The organism is Mesorhizobium sp. WSM4810 (genome assembly GCF_055811235.1).
In genome coordinates, this window is sequence record NZ_JBVVQV010000012.1 from 89659 (window position 1) to 107846 (window position 18188).

Below are 18188 nucleotides of genomic sequence, written 5' to 3' on the forward strand. Positions count from 1 at the left end.
GCGTGTTCGCGAGGTCGATGACCCGTGTCCGCAGCCTTTGTGTGCGCCGAAAGGCGCTATGGAGAGACCCCGATGGCTACCCAGCGCATCCTTGACTTCCTCGCCACCCGACGTCCGAACGGCCCTTGCCTCGTCGTCGATCTCGATGTCGTGCGCGACAATTTCCGCGCCTTCGAGAAGGCGCTTCCCGATTCGAAAATCTACTATGCGGTGAAAGCAAATCCGGCGCCGGAAATCCTGCGCCTGCTTGCTGCGATGGGCTCGTCCTTCGACACTGCTTCCGTTGCCGAAGTCGAGATGGCGATGGACGCCGGCGCGGCGGCGGACCGCATCTCCTTCGGCAACACCATCAAGAAGGAGCGCGACATCCAGCGCGCCTATCAACTCGGCATCCGGCTGTTCGCGGTGGACTGCGTCGAGGAGGTCGAGAAGATCGCCCGCGTTGCACCCGGCGCCCGTGTGTTCTGCCGCGTGCTGACCGACGGCGAAGGCGCCGAATGGCCGCTGTCGCGCAAGTTCGGCTGCGTGCCGGCGATGGCGGTCGACGTGCTGCGCCACGCGAGGGCGCTCGGGCTGGACGCCTATGGCGTGTCGTTCCATGTCGGCTCGCAGCAGACCGACCTGACCGCCTGGGACCGCGCGCTCGGCGACGCCAAAAAGGTGTTCGCTACGCTCGCTGACGAAGGCATTGTGCTCAAGATGGTCAATATGGGCGGCGGTTTCCCGACCCGTTACCTCAGGGACGTGCCGGTGGCACAGGCCTATGGCCAGGCGATCTTCTCGGCGCTGCGCAAGCATTTCGGCAACGCGATTCCCGAGACCATCATCGAACCGGGCCGCGGCATGGTCGGCAATGCCGGCGTCATCAAGTCGGAAGTCGTGCTGATCTCGAAGAAGGCCGACAACGACAATGTCCGCTGGGTCTTCCTCGACATCGGCAAGTTCGGCGGCCTCGCCGAGACGATGGACGAGGCGATCCGCTACCCGATCGTCACCGCGCATGACGGCACCGAGACCGCGCCGTGCGTGCTCGCCGGCCCGACCTGCGATTCGGCCGACGTGATGTACGAGAAGACGCCGTATCCGCTGCCCCTGTCGCTGACCATCGGCGACGAGGTGCTGATCGAGGGCACCGGCGCCTACACGACGACCTACGCCTCGGTCGCCTTCAACGGCTTCGAGCCTCTCCGATCCTACGTGATCTGACGGCTCGCAAGAGCCGGTCAGATCATCCGGCGCGGGCGACGAGATCGCCCGCTTCGGTTCGCCTGTGGAACAATCCGCTCGTGAAGGATCGCGGAAATGGAAATTGTGGATTTCATTGTTGATGGCGCTGTGAGCCGGCAAATCTCCCCCCTTGAGGGGGAGATGGCCGCAAAGCAGCCAGAGGGGGTCGCCTCAGCTGTCGCGACCTCTCTTGGACTGCGTGGCGCCGACGCTGCACGCGCGGCGCCCCCCTCTGTCGGCTTCGGCGACATCTCCCCCTCTAGGGGGGAGATTGCTGGCGCTTTCGTCATCACCGCCGAAACCGCTGCTGACGTCCCGGCGCGCGAGGCCTTGCTCGATCGCGCCATGGGGCCGAAGCGCCGGAGAAAATCGTCGGAAAAGCTGCGGCGCGGCCGCCGGCCTTCGGAAGGCCTTGCCTTTGTCGCACGCGATGCGTCGGGCGCTGTCACCGGCACCGTGCGGCTCTGGGATGTCGTGCTGGGCGAGGGCGGTAGGTCCGCCCTTCTGCTTGGCCCGCTCGCCGTCGATCCCACAATCAAGAATGCCGGCATCGGCTCGGCGCTGATGCGCCATGCAATCGCTGAAGCCGCGCGCCTCGGCCATGCGGCGATCCTGCTGGTCGGCGATGCGCCCTATTACGAGCGCTTCGGGTTCTCGGCCGATAAAACCGGCTCGCTGGCCATGCCGGGACCTTATGAGCGGCACCGCCTGCTGGCGCTGGAGCTGCTGGAAGGCGTGCTCGCCGGCGCGCAGGGCACGCTGAAGGCGGCCGGGCGCAAGCTGAAGGCACAGCGGCTGTCGCTCGCTGCCTGACGGATCGGAAACAAGCCGCTGCCATCGGGCGGCGGCTTGTTTCCATCCAGGATTGGAATGGGTCAGCCGATCAACTGGCTCAGCGCCATGGCGACGCTCATGTCGCCTTCGACCTTTATCTTGCCGGACATGAACGCCATGGTCGGGTTGAGATCGCCTGATGTCAGCGATTCCAGATCGTCGAGCGAAAGCTTTATCGTGCAGTCGGCCGGCGCGTCGGTGGTCGATACAGCAGCGCCGTCGATGACGATGACGCCGTCGCCTCCGGTATCGAATTTGACGGAACGATCAAACCCGGCACTCGCCACGCGCGCGCTGATCTTGTCGGCAATTTCCTGAACGCCCATGGCCGTTCTCCTCGTCTCGTTGCGTTTGTCGCACCCCATTGCACTTCGGTCTGGGGCACTTTGATCCGGCCCGAAGTCGCCGTCTTGCGCATTTCGCGATCAAGGTCGCCGGCGCATATAGCTTCGGGTTGACGTTTACGTCAACGCGGTTCCCGATATGATGATGGGTTTTATCGCCGCAGTGAAGCTGCGCTGTCCACACTGGCAGTTACAAGGTCTGCATCATTCAAACAGACGAGGACAGTGGCCAGGCCTGTCCCTAGCGTGGGCTCGCCTCATGCGCCACCGCGCGATCAGGGGGAAGGGGATGAACCCGTATCCGGGAGGCGAGGATCAAGACCCCAGATGGCGTTACAGTAGGGGATGTTCAGTCATGAAAATCAGAAGTCTGATCAAGCGTGCCGAGACGGTGGACAGGGCATTCAAGGAACTCGAAGCCGATTTGGCGGATGCGTTCGATGAGTGTCTCAACCTGGACGACCAATCGCCGTTGGACAACGTTCCGGATGAGAACCTCGCGGCAAGGAATGACAACTCTCAGCCCGAGGACGATGCCGACGCTCCCGAGATCGCACGGCGGCTGACCTCCCACACACAAACCCGCCTGGCTGCGCTAGATGCCGTTGAGGGGCTGTTTGACGATGCGCGCGAGTATCTGGAGGAGATCAACACGAAACTGTCGGAGATCGCGACCTCGCATCACCTGACAGGCGAATTCCTGAAGCTGCTTCACGGGGACATTCTTCGCGCCAACGAACTGGAACTGGCAAATGTCAGCCTGACCACGCAGCAAAGAGTGCTATCGGAGCAGTTCCACGATGCGACCAGAAAGCAGCGCGAGCGTGAAAGCGCCGTCGAGGCCCTGCAGCAGCGCGAGATAAGCCTGGCCGAGGACAAGGAGGCACTTCGCAGTGCGCTGGCTGCAGCAAAGCTGGAACTCGTCGTGGCAGGCAATGCGAGCGCAGAGCGCGAAGCGGAGTTCGGCGACCTCATCAAAACGCTTTCGGCCAGAACGGCCGAGGCCAACCGATGCGCGCGCGAGAACGAGATATTGCGGGAAAAGCATGTCAGCCTGTCGATCGACTTCGACAAGGCGCTGAAGCGGGAAGCTGAGGCGCGGCACCGGCTGGACGAGCTCTCGACGATTCATGCCAGTGACGCGGCGCGACTTTCGGAACTGCTGTCTGCGCTCGGCAAGAGCGAACAAGAGGAGATGCGGCTGCAGAAATCGCTCGATATCGCGCAAGCGAAGTTGTCGGAAATGACGGAAGCGGCCCGTATTATGGAAGGTGACAGGGAAGCCGAGCGTGCGCGTAGTTTCGCTGAGATCGGCGGCCTGCGTTCTGAAATTCGCAACCTCCAATCACGATTTGAAGTCGCCTCGAACGAGAACAATCAAGCCGCGAGCGAGATCGCCAATCTCAAGGCTCAATGGAGCGACGCTGTCGCCGAAAAGCAAATTGCGGAGGAAAGATTGTCGGTTCTCAGAAAGGAGAACGAAAACGACAAGATGCACCTCTCGACCGTGAGCGCGAATTTTTCGCAGCTTTCCCTGCAGCAGGCATCCGAACAGATACAGCTCGATGTCCAGAGGCAGGAATGCGAGGACCTGCGAGCCGAAGTCGCGGTGCTCGACGCCCGGGTCAAGGAATTGTTGCCCTATGAGCGTCTCCACAAGGTCACAAACGCCAAACCGCATGAGAACGGCGTGGTCGAGATCACCGGTGTCGTGGCGGAGAAGTCCCGCGCCACAAGCAGGCGGCGCGTCCGTACGAGCCTGCGCGCCGCATCCTGACGCACGGGTGTCACTTGGCTTTACGGGAACAGACTGAAGGTCCGTTGTCGAAGCAACGCAGATTCGGCGAATTAGCTTGCGTGCGCTTCCTTCCTCAGGGCTTCCCCGATCTAGTGTACGGTGTTGCCCGTCAGGTTAGCGCATGGATCGAAGCGTCATTTGCCCACCAACTGGCCACACCGGCACGGTCGGATTAGGCCTCGAGGAAGTCCAGGGCCTTTTCCACGAAGGCGCGGTGATACTGGAAAATGGCCGTATGCCCGCCGTCCTCGTACAGGACCAGCTCGGCATTGGGGAAGCGTCGTGCCAGGTCGACGGAATTGCTGGTGGGCACCATTCTGTCGTGATCGCCATTCACCACGAGCACCGGGTGCCGGACACGCGAGAGGTCGGCAGGGCGCTCAAGGCCAAAGGCACGGACTGCCTTGAGCTGCTGGCTGAAAGCGCCGAGGGCGATGGGCTTGTCGCGGTCATTGGTCCGTTCCTTCAAGCGCTGCAGAAACTCGCGCGCCGCCTTCTTGCCGTTGGGGCTTTGGGTGAAGAAGAGGTAGTTCTTTGGGTTCCTGATGGTCAGCGCGGCGCGGATCATGTCGAAGATGGTGACGAACGTCACCCTGTCGATGCCGGTACCCCCGGCTGGGCCGGTTCCCGCGAGGATGATCTTGCGAACCAGATTAGGCTCCAGCTGAACAATCGCCTGGGCGATGAAGCCGCCAAGAGATAGGCCGAGCAGATCGACCTGCTCGAAGCCGAGGGCGCGGATGAAGGCGATCGCGTCGCGGGCCATCGCCTCCACCGTGTTGGGAGTGGACCCGCCTGATGCGCCAACACCACGGTTATCGAAGGTGATAACGCGCCGTTTTGCGGCAATGCCATCGACGACCCGGGGATCCCAATTGTCGAGTACCGCACTCAGATGAGTAAGGAAGATCACCGGTACCCCGGTTGTGGGCCCGAGCTCCCGGTAGGCGAATTTCGTACCGTCGACGTCGACCGTTTTCGTCGGCACGTCCCTGTGTTTGATGATCGCGGCAGGTCGCGACAGATGATGCACGTTCATGATGGTTTCCTTTCTTCCGGCTTGCCGTTCTCGTGGGGCTGGAGCAGCGCCTTCGCCGCCACCGCGCCAGCCTCAAGAATGCGATCGGACAGTTCGGTTCCGTTCACCGCGCGGGACAGCTCAAGCGTGCCGATCAGGGTCGCGAAGACGCCAAACGCGACAGCCTCGGGATCGCGAGCGTCGGGCGTAAGCTCGGCCGCTACCTGGCGTACGAGCTTGAGCAGGTGCTCGGCGTAAACTTGGCGCGTCTCGATCGGCTCACGCGCAATTTCGGGCAACAGCGCGGCTGAAGCGCAACCTTTGCCTGGATTGTCTCGGTGTTCCGCCGACAGATACGTATCGATGGCCAATGACGCGCCGCCGGCGGCCAACAGCTCCTGGATCTGGGCCGTCTGAACCTCCAGGGCGGCCGCCAAACTCTCACGCACAAGCGCCGCCTTGGACGGAAAATGGGGATAGAAAGCTCCATTGGTCAGTCCCGCCTCGCCCATGATGCCGGCGAGACCTGATGCAGCGATGCCGTCGGAGCGAAACCGTTCGGTCGCTACATCCATGATCCGCTGCCGCGATGCTTCCCTCCTGCCTTTCTCGTAGCGCATGTTTTTCTCCTTCGATCAGCTATTGAATTACGACCATATTATCATTAAGTGACTATAATGCAATAGGGCGAGGCACCGGAGATGTCGATCGGGCGCTCCGGGTCTCCTCACTTTAGGAAAGCTGCAATGAAGGCCTTCTTCGTCGATCGATATGCAAAGAAAGCTCGCCTACGGCTTGGAGAGGTTCCAGAGCCGGAAGCAGGGGACAATGACGTGCTGGTGCAGATCCATGCCGCCAGCGTCAATCTGCTGGACTCCAAGATCAGGGACGGAGAATTCAAGCTCATCCTGCCCTACCGCCGACCCTTTGTCGCAGGCCATGACGTGGCCGGAACGGTCATTCGCGTCGGCGCGAAAGTCCGACAATTCAAACCGGGCGACGAGGTCTATGCGCGAGCGCGCGACGGTCAAATCGGAGCGTTCGCTGAATACATCGCCATTAATGATGCGGACGTGGCCCTGAAGCCAAAGAACCTCAGCATGGAAGAGGCTGCGTCCATTCCCCTGGTGGGGCTGACCGCCTGGCAGGCGCTGGTTGAAAAAGCGAAGCTGAAGAAAGGACAGAAGGTCTTCATTCAGGCTGGTTCCGGTGGAGTGGGGACATTCGCCATCCAATTGGCAAAGCACCTCGGCGCAACGGTCGCCACGACAACAAGCGCGTCGAACACGGATATGGTCAGGAAGCTGGGCGCCGATGTCATTGTCGACTACAAGAAGGATGACTTCGAGAAAGTCCTTTCGGGCTACGATGTCGTCCTGAATAGCCAGGACAACAAGACCCTCGAAAAGTCCCTGCGTGTGTTGAAGCCAGGTGGCGTCGCCGTTTCGATCTCCGGTCCGCCCGATCCTGGGTTTGCCAGGGAGAAAGGGCTGAACTGGGTGCTGAACCTGGTCATGCGCGTTTTGAGCGCAGGCATCAGGCGACGGGGGAAACGCGCAGATGTCCGATATTCGTTCCTGTTCATGGCGGCCAATGGCGGGCAGTTGACAAAAATCACGTCGCTCATCGAAACGGGCGTCATCCGCCCGGTTATAGATCGCGTCTTTCCGCTTGAGCAGACCAACGAGGCATTGGCATACATTGAACAGGGCCGGGCCAAGGGCAAGGTCATCATCAAGGTCAAATAGCTTGTCGGCGCAACGCGGCACAAGCGAATGAGCTTGCGCGTGCTTCCTCCGACAGGGCTTCCGCCAACCTAATGCTCGATTGGTCCTTTCGGCATGACGATCGCGGTGCCGGCGGTTGTCGGACGCTCGATCATGCGGCGGACGCGCGGCGGCTCGTCGCCGCTGTGCAGCGCCCTCAGGCGCTCGCCGACAACGGCGTCGGCGTGGGTGGCCCGCTTGTTGTGGCGGATGTATTCGAGCCATGTCGGCGTGTGATAGTGCTCGATCCATATTGCGGGATTTTCGAGATCGCGCGCCAGCGTCCAGTTGCGGGCGCCGTCACGGCGGCGGATGCGGCCGCGCTCGGCCATGGTGGCCAGGAATTCCGGCACGTCCTCCTCGCGGATGATGTATTCGATCATGATGGCGATCGGGCCGCTGCGCAGTTTTAGGTCGAGCGCAAGGTGCGGCTCCTTGAAACGGTTCAGCGGATCGAGGTTGAGCACCGCCTGCTGCGGCAAGGGCAGCAACAGGCCGATCGCGCCGCCCGCCAGCATCGCGACGGCGGCCGCGGTCAGCGCGAACTCGGCGCCCTGCGCATCGGCGACGACACCCCAGATCCAGCTGCCGAGGGCGATGCCGCCGAAGGTCGCCGTCTGATAGACCGAGAGCACCCGGCCGACCACCCAGCGCGGCGTCGACATCTGCACCGTGACGTTGAAATGCGCCAGCGCGACCACCCAGCAGGCGCCGCCGATGAGCAGCCCGAGCGACGTTTGCCAGGCCTGATCGCTGACGGCGGCATTGAAGGCGCAGAGCGCAAAGCCGGCGAATGCCATGCGCACCATCGTCTCGCTCGACAGGATCTGCCGCAGCCTGACGCTGATCAGCGCGCCGCCGACGGCGCCGATGCCGAAAGCACCGAGCATGATGCCGTAGGTCAAGGCATCGCCCTTGACGACATTGCGCGCCACCAGCGGCAGCAGTGCCAGGACCGCACCGGCGCTGAAGCCGAAAGCCGCACCCCTTACCAGCACCTTGCCGATATTGGGCGACATCGCGACGTAGCGCAGGCCAGCACCCATCGCCGCGCCCAGCGTCTCACGCGGCAGTGTCGAGGCCGGCAATTCCGGCTTCCAGCGGGCCAGCACGATGATCAGCCCGACATAGCTCAATGCGTTGGCGGCAAAGGCCGCTGCAGCACCTGCGGCGGCAACGATGATGCCGCCGATCGCCGGGCCGACGCTGCGCGTCAGGTTGAAGCCCAAGGAGTTGAGCGCGACGGCCGCCGGCAGCTTGGCGCGCGGCACCATGTCGCCGACAGAAGCCTGCCATGACGGGTTGTAAAGCGCCGTGCCGCAGTTGATCAGGAAGGCGAAGGCCAGCAGCGTCCACGGCGTTATCAAGCCAAGATAGGTGAACACGGTCAGCAGAACCGAGACGATCAGCATGAAGATCTGGGCAATCAGCATGACCTTGCGCCGGTTGAAGCTGTCGGCGATGGCGCCGGCAACGAGCGCAAACAGCATGATCGGCAAGGTAGTCGAGGCCTGGACCAGCGCAACCTGATAGGACGAGGTGGCGATCGTGGTCATCATCCAGGCGGCGCCGACGCCCTGGATCAAGCCACCGAAATTCGAAACCAGACTGGCGGACCATACGGCGCGGAAAATGCCGTGTCGGAACGGCGCCAGCGCCGAGACGCGTTCGCTGTCCGGCTCGTCGTCGATCATCGATGCTTCCCCGACTTCAAATGCTGCGTTCTTCCAGAATCGGTGCCCTCATGCCGTCCTAGAAGTAGAGCATGACCTCGCAAAGGGCGAACGCCTTTTCAAAGAAGATCATGGTCCAACAAAGAGATAGCGGTGGCGGGAACAGGTCGGCGGCCATTCTTGCAGGCCGCGTGAAGCGCTTCGGTGAGGTGTCCGACTTTCTGTCCGCCGCGCCCGCTGCCTGCTGCCGTGAACCGATAAACGCGAACGGCTGAGATTGGTGGGAAGCGGACTGGCGGCTTCAGGATTTTGTCTTCGATTGCAAGCATCAGCCCGTGCGAGCATCGCTACGAGCAACTTCTCTGCGGACTTGGCAACAGAATCCGCCTGCTCCAAGAACTCGGCGCGTTGCGCAAAAAATACTTAGCGACTTGACGAAGTTGTTGCTTGCGCCACCGGCAAATTGGGCGATAGTTAGCAACATGGCTAAGCATGATCTTGATCTCTCGCTGCTCTTCCACGCGCTCGCTGATCCGACCCGCCGGTCGATCCTGACCCGGCTCGCCGAAACACCTGCGCGGGTAACGGATCTGGCTGGGCCCACGGGGCTGCGGCTGCCCACGGTGATGCGGCACCTTTCCGTGCTGGAGGAGGCAGGGTTGATCACCACGTCCAAGGACGGGCGGATACGCACCTGCGCCATCGTACCCGAGGCTCTGGATCCAGCGCGAACATGGCTCGATGAACAGCGGGCCATCTGGGAAGCTCGGCTCGACCGGTTGGACGCATTTGTGATGAATGTGATGAAGAAGGAGCGCGCAGAATGACACAGAACCTCGCTACAAACAGTGCGACCCGTGCGGTGCCCGATGATAGGAAGGGCCGTTTTGCGACGCTGACCTTCGAACGGGACGTGGCCGCGCCATTGGCCGTGCTGTGGGAGGCTTGGACGGCGCCGGCCGCGCGGGCGATCTGGGCTGCGCCGTCGCCCTCGGTCACCGTGGAGTTTTTGGAGGCCGACACCAGGGTGGGTGGACGCGAGATCTCGCTCTGCAAGGCAGAGGGCCAGCCGGACATCCGCTGCGAGTGCGGCTGGCTGGTGTTGCAGCCAGCGCTGTGCAGTGTGAACTACGAGGTGATCTCGTGCGAAGGCGTGACGCAATCAGCAGCGCTGGTGACGGCAGATCTCTCAGGCACGCACGAGCGCAGCCGGCTAGTCGTGACGGTGCAACTTTCCTCGCTGGCGCAGGACATGGAAGCAGGCTACCGGGCGGGCTTCGGTGCCGGCCTGGACAACCTCGCGGGCGCGGCCGAACGAACCATGGTGCTGCAGCGGGTGATTCAGGCGCCGCGGTCCATCGTCTGGGGCGCGTGGATGAACCCTGAAACGCTGCCGCAATGGTGGGGGCCGGAAGGCTTCTCCTGTCGAACGAAGAGGATCGACTTGCGAGCGGGCGGCGAGTGGGTATTCGACATGATCGCGTCTGACGGCACGGTTTTCCCGAACCACCATCTCTATAACGAGGTCCGGCCCGAAGAGAGGATCAGCTATACGCTGCATTGGGGCGAGAACGGGCCGAAGCATGCCGACGCCTGGGCCTCGTTCGAGGATCAGGACGGGGCAACGAAGGTAACGCTGGGCATGGTATTCAGCACGGCTGCCGAGTTCCAGGAGGCGAAGGGCTTCGGTGCCGTGGAACTGGGACTGCAAACATTGGGCAAACTGGAACGCTTCGTCGCATCCCGCTGAAATGCTGCGACTTCCCGTCGGCCCGAATCAGGGGTTGCGGACGAGTTCTCCATGTCGCGCCTGTCCTCATCGGCGACGGCATCCGCCGCTTCAGTCAGAACGGCATGGTGCCGATCAGGCTGGAGAAGACCGAGCTCTCGGAAGCGGGGCAGATCACCAACATGCGCTTCCGCTTCACGGGATAGGCCGAGAATTCACAAAGGGATACACGAAGAGGAGGTTTCTATGAGAAAGCTGATCATATGGGACATGGTGAGTGTCGACGGCTTCTTCGAAGGTCCGGACAGGGACATCAACTGGTTCGTCTTCGAAGAAGAACTCGAGAACTACATTCGTGAGACCCAGGAAAAGGCCGACACGCTGATCTTCGGCCGGGTGACCTACGAGCTCATGGCAGCCTATTGGCCGTCCGAGCAAGGCTGGATCGCGGATTTCATGAACAAGATCGAGAAGTTGGTCTTCTCGCGCACGCTGAAAAGCGCCGACTGGAACAACACGAAGCTCTTCAACGGCAATGTCGCGGAAGAAGTCTCCAAGCTGAAGAGCAGGGACGGCGGAGACATCTTCGTGTTCGGCAGCGCCGACTTCACGGCGACCCTGATGGAGCACGGCCTGATCGACGAGTATCACCTCGGGATCAACCCCGTCATTCTCGGGAGAGGCACGCCGCTCTTCAAGGGCGGCCCGAATCTGATACGCCTGAAGCATCTCGAGACGAGGACGCTCAAGTCAGGTGTTGTCATCCTCCATTACGCGCCGGAGAGCAGACAATGACGATCGATCCGCTGTTTCCCGTCAACCAGGCTTGTCGAATTGGGAGGGCCCGGGGAAGTGGCGCGCTCCAGACGATCGGCGGCCAAGTGGCGTAGCTGCCATCACCGCTGCGCTCTCGGGTCGAACGCCCGGGGCAGCCCTTTGGGCGACATGCATTACCGATCTTCGAATCCGGTCAGCACGCCCACCGCATTGATGCCGATTTCCTCGACGGCGTAGCCGCCTTCCATGACGAACAGCGTCGGCAGGCCGAGCTTGGCGATGCGACGGCCAATCCTGGGATAGTCGGCGCTTTTCAGCTTGAACTTGCTGATCGGGTCCTTCTCGAACGTGTCGACGCCGAGCGAGACGACTACGACCTCGGGAGCGTAAGCTGCAAGTTTTGCGCAGGCGTCCTCCAGCGAAGCATTCCAGGCATCCCATGTGGTGCCGAACGGCATGGGGTAGTTGACATTGAAGCCTTCGCCGGCGCCGGCGCCGCGCTCGTCGGCGTGGCCCAGGAAGAACGGATATTCGGTCATCGGGTCGCCATGCAGGTTCAGCACCTGCACGTCGTCGCGGCTGTAGAAGATCTCCTGCGTGCCGTTGCCGTGATGGTAATCGACATCGAGGATCGAGACGCGCCTGGCGCCCTGGTCGCGGAACCATTGCGCGGCAACCGCGGCGTTGTTGATGTAGCAATAGCCGCCCATGAACGCAGCACCGGCATGATGGCCGGGCGGGCGGCAGAGCGCGAAGGCTGATATCTCGCCGCCCTTGACCAGAGCGGCTGCGGTCAGCGCCACATCGTAGGACGACTTGATCGCCTCCCAGGTGCCTTTGACGAAGCTGGCGCCGCCGTCGAAGGAGTAAAAGCCAAGCAGCGCATCGATGGTTTGCGGGCGCACATCGCCGCGCAAGCCGCGCGTCGGCCAGGTGAAGGGGATGGCCGAGCCCGTCCGGCCCGACGCTTCCCAGAGCGGCCATACGGTCGGCAGGAAATCGATGTAGTCGCTGCTATGCACCTGCTTGGCGGCAGCGAGGTCGTGCGTGTGGGGCGGCAGCACCGGGCCGAGCTTTTCGCTCTCCACCCTCGCCTTGATGAACTCGGCGCGCGAGGGCTTCTCGAAGGCCGGCACGATGGCGCCGGCGATCAATTCGACATTGCCGGAATGGCAGGCATGGAGGGGCGAAAAAACAGTCTTCATGAAATTGTTCCGTGGTGAGATGCGGCGACCCTAGCCGTCTTGCACTGCCTTTCACAAGGCGCTGGGCCAACCAGCCATGGCTTGCTGGCACGGCAGCTACTCGTCTAGCCTGTCGGTAGCGCAACCGAACCGCGGGTAATCATGAGTTCAAATGCCGACCTGATCGTCATCAATGCCCGTGTGCTGACCATGGACGAAGGCAATCCGACGGCCGAGGCGGTGGCGATAAAGGACGGCAACATCCTCGCGGTTGGGGATCGCCGGACGATTGAGGCGCTGAAAGGGCCGGCCACGAAGATTATCGATGCGCAAGGCGGGTCGATGGTGCCGGGCTTTATCGAAGCGCATATGCATCTTTTCGGCGGCGCGGCCGAACTCGACAATCTGCACCTTCAGGGCGTGCATGGCTTCGATGCACTGAGCGACGCGATCCGCGCCTATGCGGCGGCACGGCCGAACGCCAAATTGCTGCTTGGGGCCGGCGTCGACTACACCATCCTTTCCAAGGAAGAGCCGGTCACCCGCCATCATCTCGACCGCATCATCGCCGACCGGCCGTTCGCCATGTCGGCTTCCGATCATCACACGATGTGGGCCAACACCAAGGCGCTGGAGCTGGCTGGCGCCCTGCACGGCAAGCAACTCGGTCCCGGCAACGAGATCATCATGGGAGCGGATGGCCTGGCGGCGGGCGAATTGCGCGAGGGGGAGGCGTTCGGGCCAATCCTCGAGCTTTCGGGACAGAACCGAGTGCGGCTCGGCATTGCGACAGGTGGAGAGCCCGAGCCGTACCCTTCCGCCGCCGAAGTCGCGGCCGATCGTGACCTGATGCATCGCGGGTTGGAATGGTGCGCCCGCCACGGCATCACCTCGATCCAGAACATGGACGGCAATCTTTACCAGCTCGAGCTGCTAGCCGGGCTGGAACAGGAAGGGCGACTGCTCTGCCGCACCAAGATACCTTTTCATTTCAAGAACTTCATGACGCTCGACAGGCTGGAAAAGGCATCGAGCATGGCCAACTCTTACCAATCGGAATGGCTGTCGTCCGGCATGGTCAAGATGTTTTACGACGGCGTGCTGGAAGGCTGGACCGCGGTCATGGTCGACGACTATGCCGACCGGCCGGGCTGGCGCGGTGAGCCGCTGTTTACGCCGGAGCATCTCGCCGAGGTGGCGGTGGAGGCCGACCGGCGCGGGCTGCAGGTCGCCGTGCATTCGATCGGCGACGGCGCGGTGCGCGCGGTCCTCGATGGTTATGAGGCGGCGCGGCGGAAGAACGGCAGGCGCGACAGCCGGCACCGGGTCGAGCATATCGAGGTGGTCACTGCCGCCGACATACCGCGCTTCGCAGAGCTTGCCGTCATCGCCTCGATGCAGCCGCCGCACCCGCCCGGCGCCATGGACTTCCCGCTGGAGCCGACGCTTTCGCGCATCGGCCGCGAAAGATGGCCGCTGAGCTATGCCTGGCGGACGCTGAAGCAGGCGGGCGCGCATGTCGTCTTCGCTTCCGACTGGCCGGTGTCGCCGATCGATCCGATCCTGGGCATTCAGGCGGCGGTGCTGCGCAAACCTTGGGCAGAGGGCGATCCCGACCAGAGCTTTTCGCTGCATGAATCACTAGCGGGCTACACGGTGGAAGGCGCCTATGCCGAGTTCATGGAGCACCGCAAGGGCCGCCTGAAGGCAGGCTTTATGGCCGATCTCGTGGTGCTCTCAGCCGACATCGAGGCGACCGCGCCGGAAGCGCTGCATATGGTGCGGCCGGTGACGACGATCTGCGGCGGCAAGATCACCTACCAGGCCTGACGGTGGCACGGGAATTGCGTTCTGGATCGACATTCAGATGTGTGCTTGCCAAGCCATGCGCCGTGTGCTGACAATCGAGTGGGAACTGGATCCGCCAGAAGAGCGGACACAAGAATGGGGTAATCGTGCCGGAACAACCGGGTAAAAGTGCAATTGAAGTTCGTGGCGTCCGCAAGGTCTTCGGTAGCGGGGAGTCACAGGTCGCCGCCCTCGACACGGTTTCGGTGTCGATCCGCGAAAATGAATTCTTCACGCTGCTTGGTCCTTCCGGCTGCGGGAAGACGACGCTGCTGCGGCTGATCGCCGGCTTCGATTTCCCCAGTGCCGGCGAGATCCTGCTGCATGGCCAGGACATCGCGCCGCTGCCGCCGTTCAAGCGGCCGGTCAATACGGTGTTCCAGAACTATGCGCTGTTCCCGCATATGACGGTGGCCGAGAATATCGGCTTCGGCCTCGAAATGCTTGGCAAGCCCAAGGCCGAAGTCAAGGCGCGGGTTGCCGAGATGCTGAAGCTGGTCAAGATGGAGGCGCTGAGCAGCCGCCGCACCAGCCAGATTTCCGGCGGCCAGCAACAGCGCGTGGCGCTGGCGCGCGCTCTCGCGCCGCAGCCAAAAGTGCTGCTGCTCGACGAGCCGCTGTCGGCGCTCGACTTCAAGCTGCGCAAGGAGATGCAGATCGAGCTGAAGCGGCTGCAGCACGAGACCGGCATCACCTTCATCTTCGTCACCCACGACCAGGAAGAAGCGCTGACCATGTCGGACCGCATCGCGGTGATGTCGTCGGGCAAGATCCTGCAGGTCGGCACGCCCTGGGACATCTACGACAAGCCGGCGGAGCGCTTCGTCGCCGACTTCATCGGCGAAACCAATTTCCTGACGGCGGCCATATCTGGCATGGGCAACGGCAAGGCACGCGCAACGCTCAAATCCGGCGCGACGATCGACGCGACCGTGGCTGAGGGCTTCCTGCCGAAGGACAATGCCACCGTGGTGGTCAGGCCCGAACATGCCAAGCTGACCAGCGGCAAGGGCGACCTGTCGGGCACGGTGGAAAACATCGTCTATTTCGGCACCGACACGCACATCCATGTCCGCCTGGACAGCAGCGAGAGCTTCACCGTGCGCCAGCAGAACACGCGCAGCGCCGGCTGCGGTTTCGAGCGGGGCGACAAGGTCGGCATTTCGATCGGCAACGACGCCGCGCAAGTGCTGAGGGATTGATGGCGAGCGCGGAACAAGTCGCTGAGGAGGCCGAGCGCCGAGAGATCCGCGATCGCTGGCTGCTGTCGGCGCCGGCACTGATCATCATCTTTCTCGCCGCGACCGGCCCGCTGCTGATCGTCGTGGTCTATTCCTTCCTGACGCCGGGACCGTATGGCGGCGTGGTGTGGAAATTCTCGACCGACGGCTGGTTGTCGGTGCTGATGCAGCGCGACATCTTCGACGACACTCTGGCCTTCGCCGATGCGCATCTGTCGATCTTCTGGCGCTCGGCCAAGCTGTCGTTCATGACAACGATCCTGACGCTGCTGTTTGGCTTCCCGACCGCCTATTTCATCGCTACCCGGCCGGCGCGCCAGCGCGACATCTGGCTGTTCCTGATCACCATCCCGTTCTGGACCAATCTCTTGATCCGCACCTTCGCCATCCAGGAGGTGATCCGCAATGAGGGCCTCGTCAACACGGTGCTGATCAAGCTCGGCATCATCAACCAGCCGATCCAGATGATGTTCACCGATTTCGCGCTGATGGTCGGCATGACCTATGTCTATCTGCCGCTGATGGTGCTGCCGCTCTATGCCAGCATGGAAAAGATCGACTTCCGGCTGGTCGACGCTGGTTACGACCTCTATGCCAACCGCTTGCAGGTGCTGAGGCGGGTCATCATCCCGCTGGTCAAGCCCGGCATCATCGCCGGCTCGATCCTGGTCTTCATCCCGGCGCTGGGCGCCTATGTCACCCCGCGCGTGCTCGGCGGGTCGAAGAACATGATGCTCGGCAATCTGATCGAGCTGCAGTTCGGGCAAGGCCGCAACTGGCCGCTCGGCTCGGCGCTGTCGCTGTCGCTGATGGCGATCGTGATGGTGGCGCTGCTTTTGTATGTCCGCTCCGTCGGGCGCCGGGGAGGCGCGCATGGCTAGCCGCTTCGATATCCGCCGGCAGACCGGCTTCACCACCATCGCAATGATCTGCTTCTTCGCGCTGTACCTGCCGATCGTCACGCTTGTCGTCTATGCCTTCAATTCAGGCAATTCGATCGCGGTCTGGGAAGGCGTGTCGCTGCGCTGGTTCTACCAGGCTTGGAACAACGATCAGGTCGTCGATGCCGCCATCCGGTCGCTGCAAATCGCTTTGGTCGCCGCGACCATTGCCACCATCGTTGCCACGATGGCGGCACTCGCCACGACCCGAACCAAACCCTATCCCGGCCTCGGCTTCAAATACGCCTTCATCAACCAGCCGCTGATGGTGCCGGAGGTCGTCACTGCGGTGGCGCTGCTGATCTTCTTCTCGCGCATCAAGATCTGGACCGGCTATTCGGGGCTGGGCTACCTGATGGCGGCGCATACCGCCTTTTGCATTCCCTTTGCCTATCTGCCGATCCGGGCGCGGCTTGAGAGCATGGACCTGTCGCTGGAGATCGCGGCGGCCGACCTCTACGCGACACCCTGGAAGGCATTTAGGCGCGTCACCTTTCCGCTGCTGTGGCCAGGCATCCTTGCCGGGTTGATGCTGGCCTTCGTCATCTCGCTGGACGACGTCGTCATCACCGAGTTCGTCAAGTCCGGCGGCCAGGACACGTTGCCGACCTACATGCTCGGCCAGTTCCGGCGCTTTATCACGCCGGAAATCAACGCAATTTCGACGGTGTTCCTGCTGATCTCTATCTTGATCGTCACCGTCTTCTTTTTCATCAGCAGGAAAAAGGATCACGAGTGACAGGAGAGATACGATGAAGTGGAAACTGACTGCGACGGCACTCAGCGCCGCGCTGTTCGCCTCGGCGGGTCTCGCCCGCGCCGACGGCGAACTCAACATCTACAATTGGGGCAACTACACCAGCCCCGAACTCGTCAAGAAATTCGAGGAGACATACAAGGTCAAGGTGACAGTCACCGACTACGATTCCAACGACACGGCGCTGGCCAAGATCAGGCAGGGCGGCAGCGGCTTCGATGTCGTGGTACCCTCGGCGAGCTTCGTGCCGATCTGGATCCAGGAAGGGCTGCTGCTGGAGACAGAGCCGAACAAGATGGAAAACTTCAAGAACATGGATCCGAAATGGGTCGATGTTCCCTTCGATCCGGGCCGCAAATACACCGTGCCGTGGCAGTGGGGCACGACCGGCGTCACGGTCAACACCGCAGTCTACAAGGGCGATCCCAACACCTCGGCCATCTTCTTGGATCCGCCGCCGGAACTGGTCGGCAAGATCAACGTCGTTCCCGAAATGGCCGACGTCATGCATCTCGCCATCAGATATGTCGGCGGCGAGCCGTGCACTGGCGACAAGGAGGTGCTGAAGAAGGTGCGCGATGTGCTGGTGGCGGCCAAGCCGAAATGGATCTCCATGGACTACGGCACGGTCGAGAAGTTCGCCAAGGGCGACTTCGCCGCTAGCGTCGACTGGAACGGCGCGTCGTTTCGCACCCGCCTGCAGAACAAGGACTTCGTCTATGGCTATCCGAAGGAGGGCTATCCAATCTTCATGGACAATCTTGCGGTGCTAAAGGACGCCAAGAACGTCGAGAACGCCAAGCTGTTCCAGAACTTCGTCATGGATCCAAAGAACGCCGCGCTGATCTCGACTTTCGCGCGCTACGCCAACGGCATCAAGGGATCGGAAGCCTTCATGCCCGAGGACATGAAAACGGCGCCGGAGGTCAACATCCCCGCCGAGTTCGCCGACAAGGGCACGTTCATGCTGACCTGCGCGCCCGACGTGCAGGCACTCTACACCAGGATCTGGACCGAACTGCAGAAGTGATCGCATCGTTGACGGACCCGG

General features: G+C 62.2%; 17 protein-coding genes. 12 read left to right on the forward strand and 5 right to left on the reverse strand.

What is annotated here, in order from left to right:
• Positions 1 to 72: 72 nt before the first annotated feature.
• A complete protein-coding gene (odc2, locus tag AC0L3O_RS18690) occupies positions 73 to 1206 on the forward strand; it encodes an ornithine/lysine decarboxylase (RefSeq protein WP_473535913.1) in 1134 nt (377 codons plus the stop codon).
• Between the two features lie 162 nt (positions 1207 to 1368).
• Positions 1369 to 2040: a GNAT family N-acetyltransferase gene (locus tag AC0L3O_RS18695; RefSeq protein ID WP_473535914.1), complete on the forward strand. Its 672-nt coding sequence runs from the start codon at positions 1369 to 1371 to the stop codon at positions 2038 to 2040.
• A 62-nt stretch (positions 2041 to 2102) separates the two neighbouring features.
• Here the strand turns inward: AC0L3O_RS18695 and AC0L3O_RS18700 are convergent, their stop codons facing one another.
• The gene (locus AC0L3O_RS18700) at positions 2103 to 2387 is read right to left on the reverse strand and encodes an SCP2 sterol-binding domain-containing protein (RefSeq protein WP_473535915.1); all 285 of its coding nucleotides are present in this window, start codon (positions 2385 to 2387) and stop codon (positions 2103 to 2105) included.
• A gap of 373 nt (positions 2388 to 2760) precedes the next feature.
• Here AC0L3O_RS18700 and AC0L3O_RS18705 point away from each other — a divergent pair, with 373 nt between their 5' ends.
• Complete coding sequence (locus AC0L3O_RS18705; RefSeq protein WP_287343876.1) at positions 2761 to 4182, forward strand: coiled-coil domain-containing protein; 1422 nt, start codon at positions 2761 to 2763, stop codon at positions 4180 to 4182.
• A gap of 193 nt (positions 4183 to 4375) precedes the next feature.
• On the opposite strand, the gene AC0L3O_RS18710 is transcribed toward AC0L3O_RS18705, so the two are convergent.
• Both AC0L3O_RS18710 and AC0L3O_RS18715 read right to left on the reverse strand, forming a co-directional pair.
• Positions 4376 to 5242, reverse strand: a complete 867-nt coding sequence (locus AC0L3O_RS18710; protein ID WP_473535916.1) for an alpha/beta fold hydrolase — start codon at positions 5240 to 5242, stop codon at positions 4376 to 4378.
• A complete protein-coding gene (locus AC0L3O_RS18715) occupies positions 5239 to 5841 on the reverse strand; it encodes a TetR/AcrR family transcriptional regulator (protein ID WP_023798030.1) in 603 nt (200 codons plus the stop codon). The genes AC0L3O_RS18710 and AC0L3O_RS18715 overlap by 4 nt, the downstream gene beginning before the upstream one ends.
• A gap of 126 nt (positions 5842 to 5967) precedes the next feature.
• Between AC0L3O_RS18715 and AC0L3O_RS18720 the strand changes: the two genes are divergently transcribed.
• The gene (locus AC0L3O_RS18720) at positions 5968 to 6969 is read left to right on the forward strand and encodes an NADP-dependent oxidoreductase (RefSeq protein ID WP_023798029.1); all 1002 of its coding nucleotides are present in this window, start codon (positions 5968 to 5970) and stop codon (positions 6967 to 6969) included.
• 68 nt (positions 6970 to 7037) lie between these two features.
• Here AC0L3O_RS18720 and AC0L3O_RS18725 read toward each other — a convergent pair whose 3' ends face one another.
• Positions 7038 to 8681, reverse strand: coding sequence for an MFS transporter (locus AC0L3O_RS18725; protein ID WP_287064630.1), 1644 nt, complete (start codon positions 8679 to 8681; stop codon positions 7038 to 7040).
• Between the two features lie 461 nt (positions 8682 to 9142).
• On the opposite strand from AC0L3O_RS18725, the gene AC0L3O_RS18730 reads away from it, so the two are divergent.
• From AC0L3O_RS18730 to AC0L3O_RS18740, 3 genes are all read left to right on the forward strand, one after another.
• Positions 9143 to 9487, forward strand: a complete 345-nt coding sequence (locus tag AC0L3O_RS18730) for an ArsR/SmtB family transcription factor (protein WP_023798026.1) — start codon at positions 9143 to 9145, stop codon at positions 9485 to 9487.
• Complete coding sequence (locus AC0L3O_RS18735) at positions 9484 to 10410, forward strand: SRPBCC family protein (protein ID WP_023798025.1); 927 nt, start codon at positions 9484 to 9486, stop codon at positions 10408 to 10410. The genes AC0L3O_RS18730 and AC0L3O_RS18735 overlap by 4 nt, the downstream gene beginning before the upstream one ends.
• Positions 10411 to 10635: 225 nt before the next feature.
• Entirely contained in the window at positions 10636 to 11184 is a 549-nt protein-coding gene (locus AC0L3O_RS18740) for a dihydrofolate reductase family protein (protein WP_473535917.1), read from the forward strand.
• 155 nt (positions 11185 to 11339) lie between these two features.
• On the opposite strand, the gene AC0L3O_RS18745 is transcribed toward AC0L3O_RS18740, so the two are convergent.
• Positions 11340 to 12371 (reverse strand): histone deacetylase family protein, encoded by a 1032-nt coding sequence (locus AC0L3O_RS18745; protein ID WP_287259379.1) that lies wholly within the window; start codon positions 12369 to 12371, stop codon positions 11340 to 11342.
• 141 nt (positions 12372 to 12512) lie between these two features.
• Between AC0L3O_RS18745 and AC0L3O_RS18750 the strand changes: the two genes are divergently transcribed.
• From AC0L3O_RS18750 to AC0L3O_RS18770, 5 genes are all read left to right on the forward strand, one after another.
• The gene (locus AC0L3O_RS18750) at positions 12513 to 14180 is read left to right on the forward strand and encodes an amidohydrolase (RefSeq protein WP_473535918.1); all 1668 of its coding nucleotides are present in this window, start codon (positions 12513 to 12515) and stop codon (positions 14178 to 14180) included.
• A 125-nt stretch (positions 14181 to 14305) separates the two neighbouring features.
• Positions 14306 to 15400 carry an ABC transporter ATP-binding protein gene (locus AC0L3O_RS18755; RefSeq protein ID WP_128168902.1) on the forward strand — a complete coding sequence of 365 codons (1095 nt, stop codon included), beginning with the start codon at positions 14306 to 14308 and terminating at the stop codon, positions 15398 to 15400.
• Entirely contained in the window at positions 15400 to 16320 is a 921-nt protein-coding gene (locus tag AC0L3O_RS18760) for an ABC transporter permease (RefSeq protein WP_473535919.1), read from the forward strand. Before AC0L3O_RS18755 ends, AC0L3O_RS18760 begins: the two co-directional genes overlap by 1 nt.
• The gene (locus tag AC0L3O_RS18765; RefSeq protein WP_128168904.1) at positions 16313 to 17119 is read left to right on the forward strand and encodes an ABC transporter permease; all 807 of its coding nucleotides are present in this window, start codon (positions 16313 to 16315) and stop codon (positions 17117 to 17119) included. The genes AC0L3O_RS18760 and AC0L3O_RS18765 overlap by 8 nt, the downstream gene beginning before the upstream one ends.
• 13 nt (positions 17120 to 17132) lie before the next feature.
• On the forward strand, positions 17133 to 18167 hold the full coding sequence (locus AC0L3O_RS18770) for an ABC transporter substrate-binding protein (RefSeq protein WP_287173374.1): 1035 nt from the start codon (positions 17133 to 17135) through the stop codon (positions 18165 to 18167).
• Positions 18168 to 18188: the final 21 nt, after the last annotated feature.

What these genes read in the sequence shown, in the direction of transcription:
- odc2 (WP_473535913.1), top strand. Translation starts at nt 73, where the DNA reads ATGGCTACCCAGCGCATCCTTGACTTCCTCGCCACCCGACGTCCGAAC.
- AC0L3O_RS18695 (WP_473535914.1), top strand. Translation starts at nt 1,369, where the DNA reads ATGGCCGCAAAGCAGCCAGAGGGGGTCGCCTCAGCTGTCGCGACCTCT.
- AC0L3O_RS18700 (WP_473535915.1), bottom strand. Translation starts at nt 2,387, where the DNA reads ATGGGCGTTCAGGAAATTGCCGACAAGATCAGCGCGCGCGTGGCGAGT.
- AC0L3O_RS18705 (WP_287343876.1), top strand. Translation starts at nt 2,761, where the DNA reads ATGAAAATCAGAAGTCTGATCAAGCGTGCCGAGACGGTGGACAGGGCA.
- AC0L3O_RS18710 (WP_473535916.1), bottom strand. Translation starts at nt 5,242, where the DNA reads ATGAACGTGCATCATCTGTCGCGACCTGCCGCGATCATCAAACACAGG.
- AC0L3O_RS18715 (WP_023798030.1), bottom strand. Translation starts at nt 5,841, where the DNA reads ATGCGCTACGAGAAAGGCAGGAGGGAAGCATCGCGGCAGCGGATCATG.
- AC0L3O_RS18720 (WP_023798029.1), top strand. Translation starts at nt 5,968, where the DNA reads ATGAAGGCCTTCTTCGTCGATCGATATGCAAAGAAAGCTCGCCTACGG.
- AC0L3O_RS18725 (WP_287064630.1), bottom strand. Translation starts at nt 8,681, where the DNA reads ATGATCGACGACGAGCCGGACAGCGAACGCGTCTCGGCGCTGGCGCCG.
- AC0L3O_RS18730 (WP_023798026.1), top strand. Translation starts at nt 9,143, where the DNA reads ATGGCTAAGCATGATCTTGATCTCTCGCTGCTCTTCCACGCGCTCGCT.
- AC0L3O_RS18735 (WP_023798025.1), top strand. Translation starts at nt 9,484, where the DNA reads ATGACACAGAACCTCGCTACAAACAGTGCGACCCGTGCGGTGCCCGAT.
- AC0L3O_RS18740 (WP_473535917.1), top strand. Translation starts at nt 10,636, where the DNA reads ATGAGAAAGCTGATCATATGGGACATGGTGAGTGTCGACGGCTTCTTC.
- AC0L3O_RS18745 (WP_287259379.1), bottom strand. Translation starts at nt 12,371, where the DNA reads ATGAAGACTGTTTTTTCGCCCCTCCATGCCTGCCATTCCGGCAATGTC.
- AC0L3O_RS18750 (WP_473535918.1), top strand. Translation starts at nt 12,513, where the DNA reads ATGAGTTCAAATGCCGACCTGATCGTCATCAATGCCCGTGTGCTGACC.
- AC0L3O_RS18760 (WP_473535919.1), top strand. Translation starts at nt 15,400, where the DNA reads ATGGCGAGCGCGGAACAAGTCGCTGAGGAGGCCGAGCGCCGAGAGATC.
- AC0L3O_RS18765 (WP_128168904.1), top strand. Translation starts at nt 16,313, where the DNA reads ATGGCTAGCCGCTTCGATATCCGCCGGCAGACCGGCTTCACCACCATC.
- AC0L3O_RS18770 (WP_287173374.1), top strand. Translation starts at nt 17,133, where the DNA reads ATGAAGTGGAAACTGACTGCGACGGCACTCAGCGCCGCGCTGTTCGCC.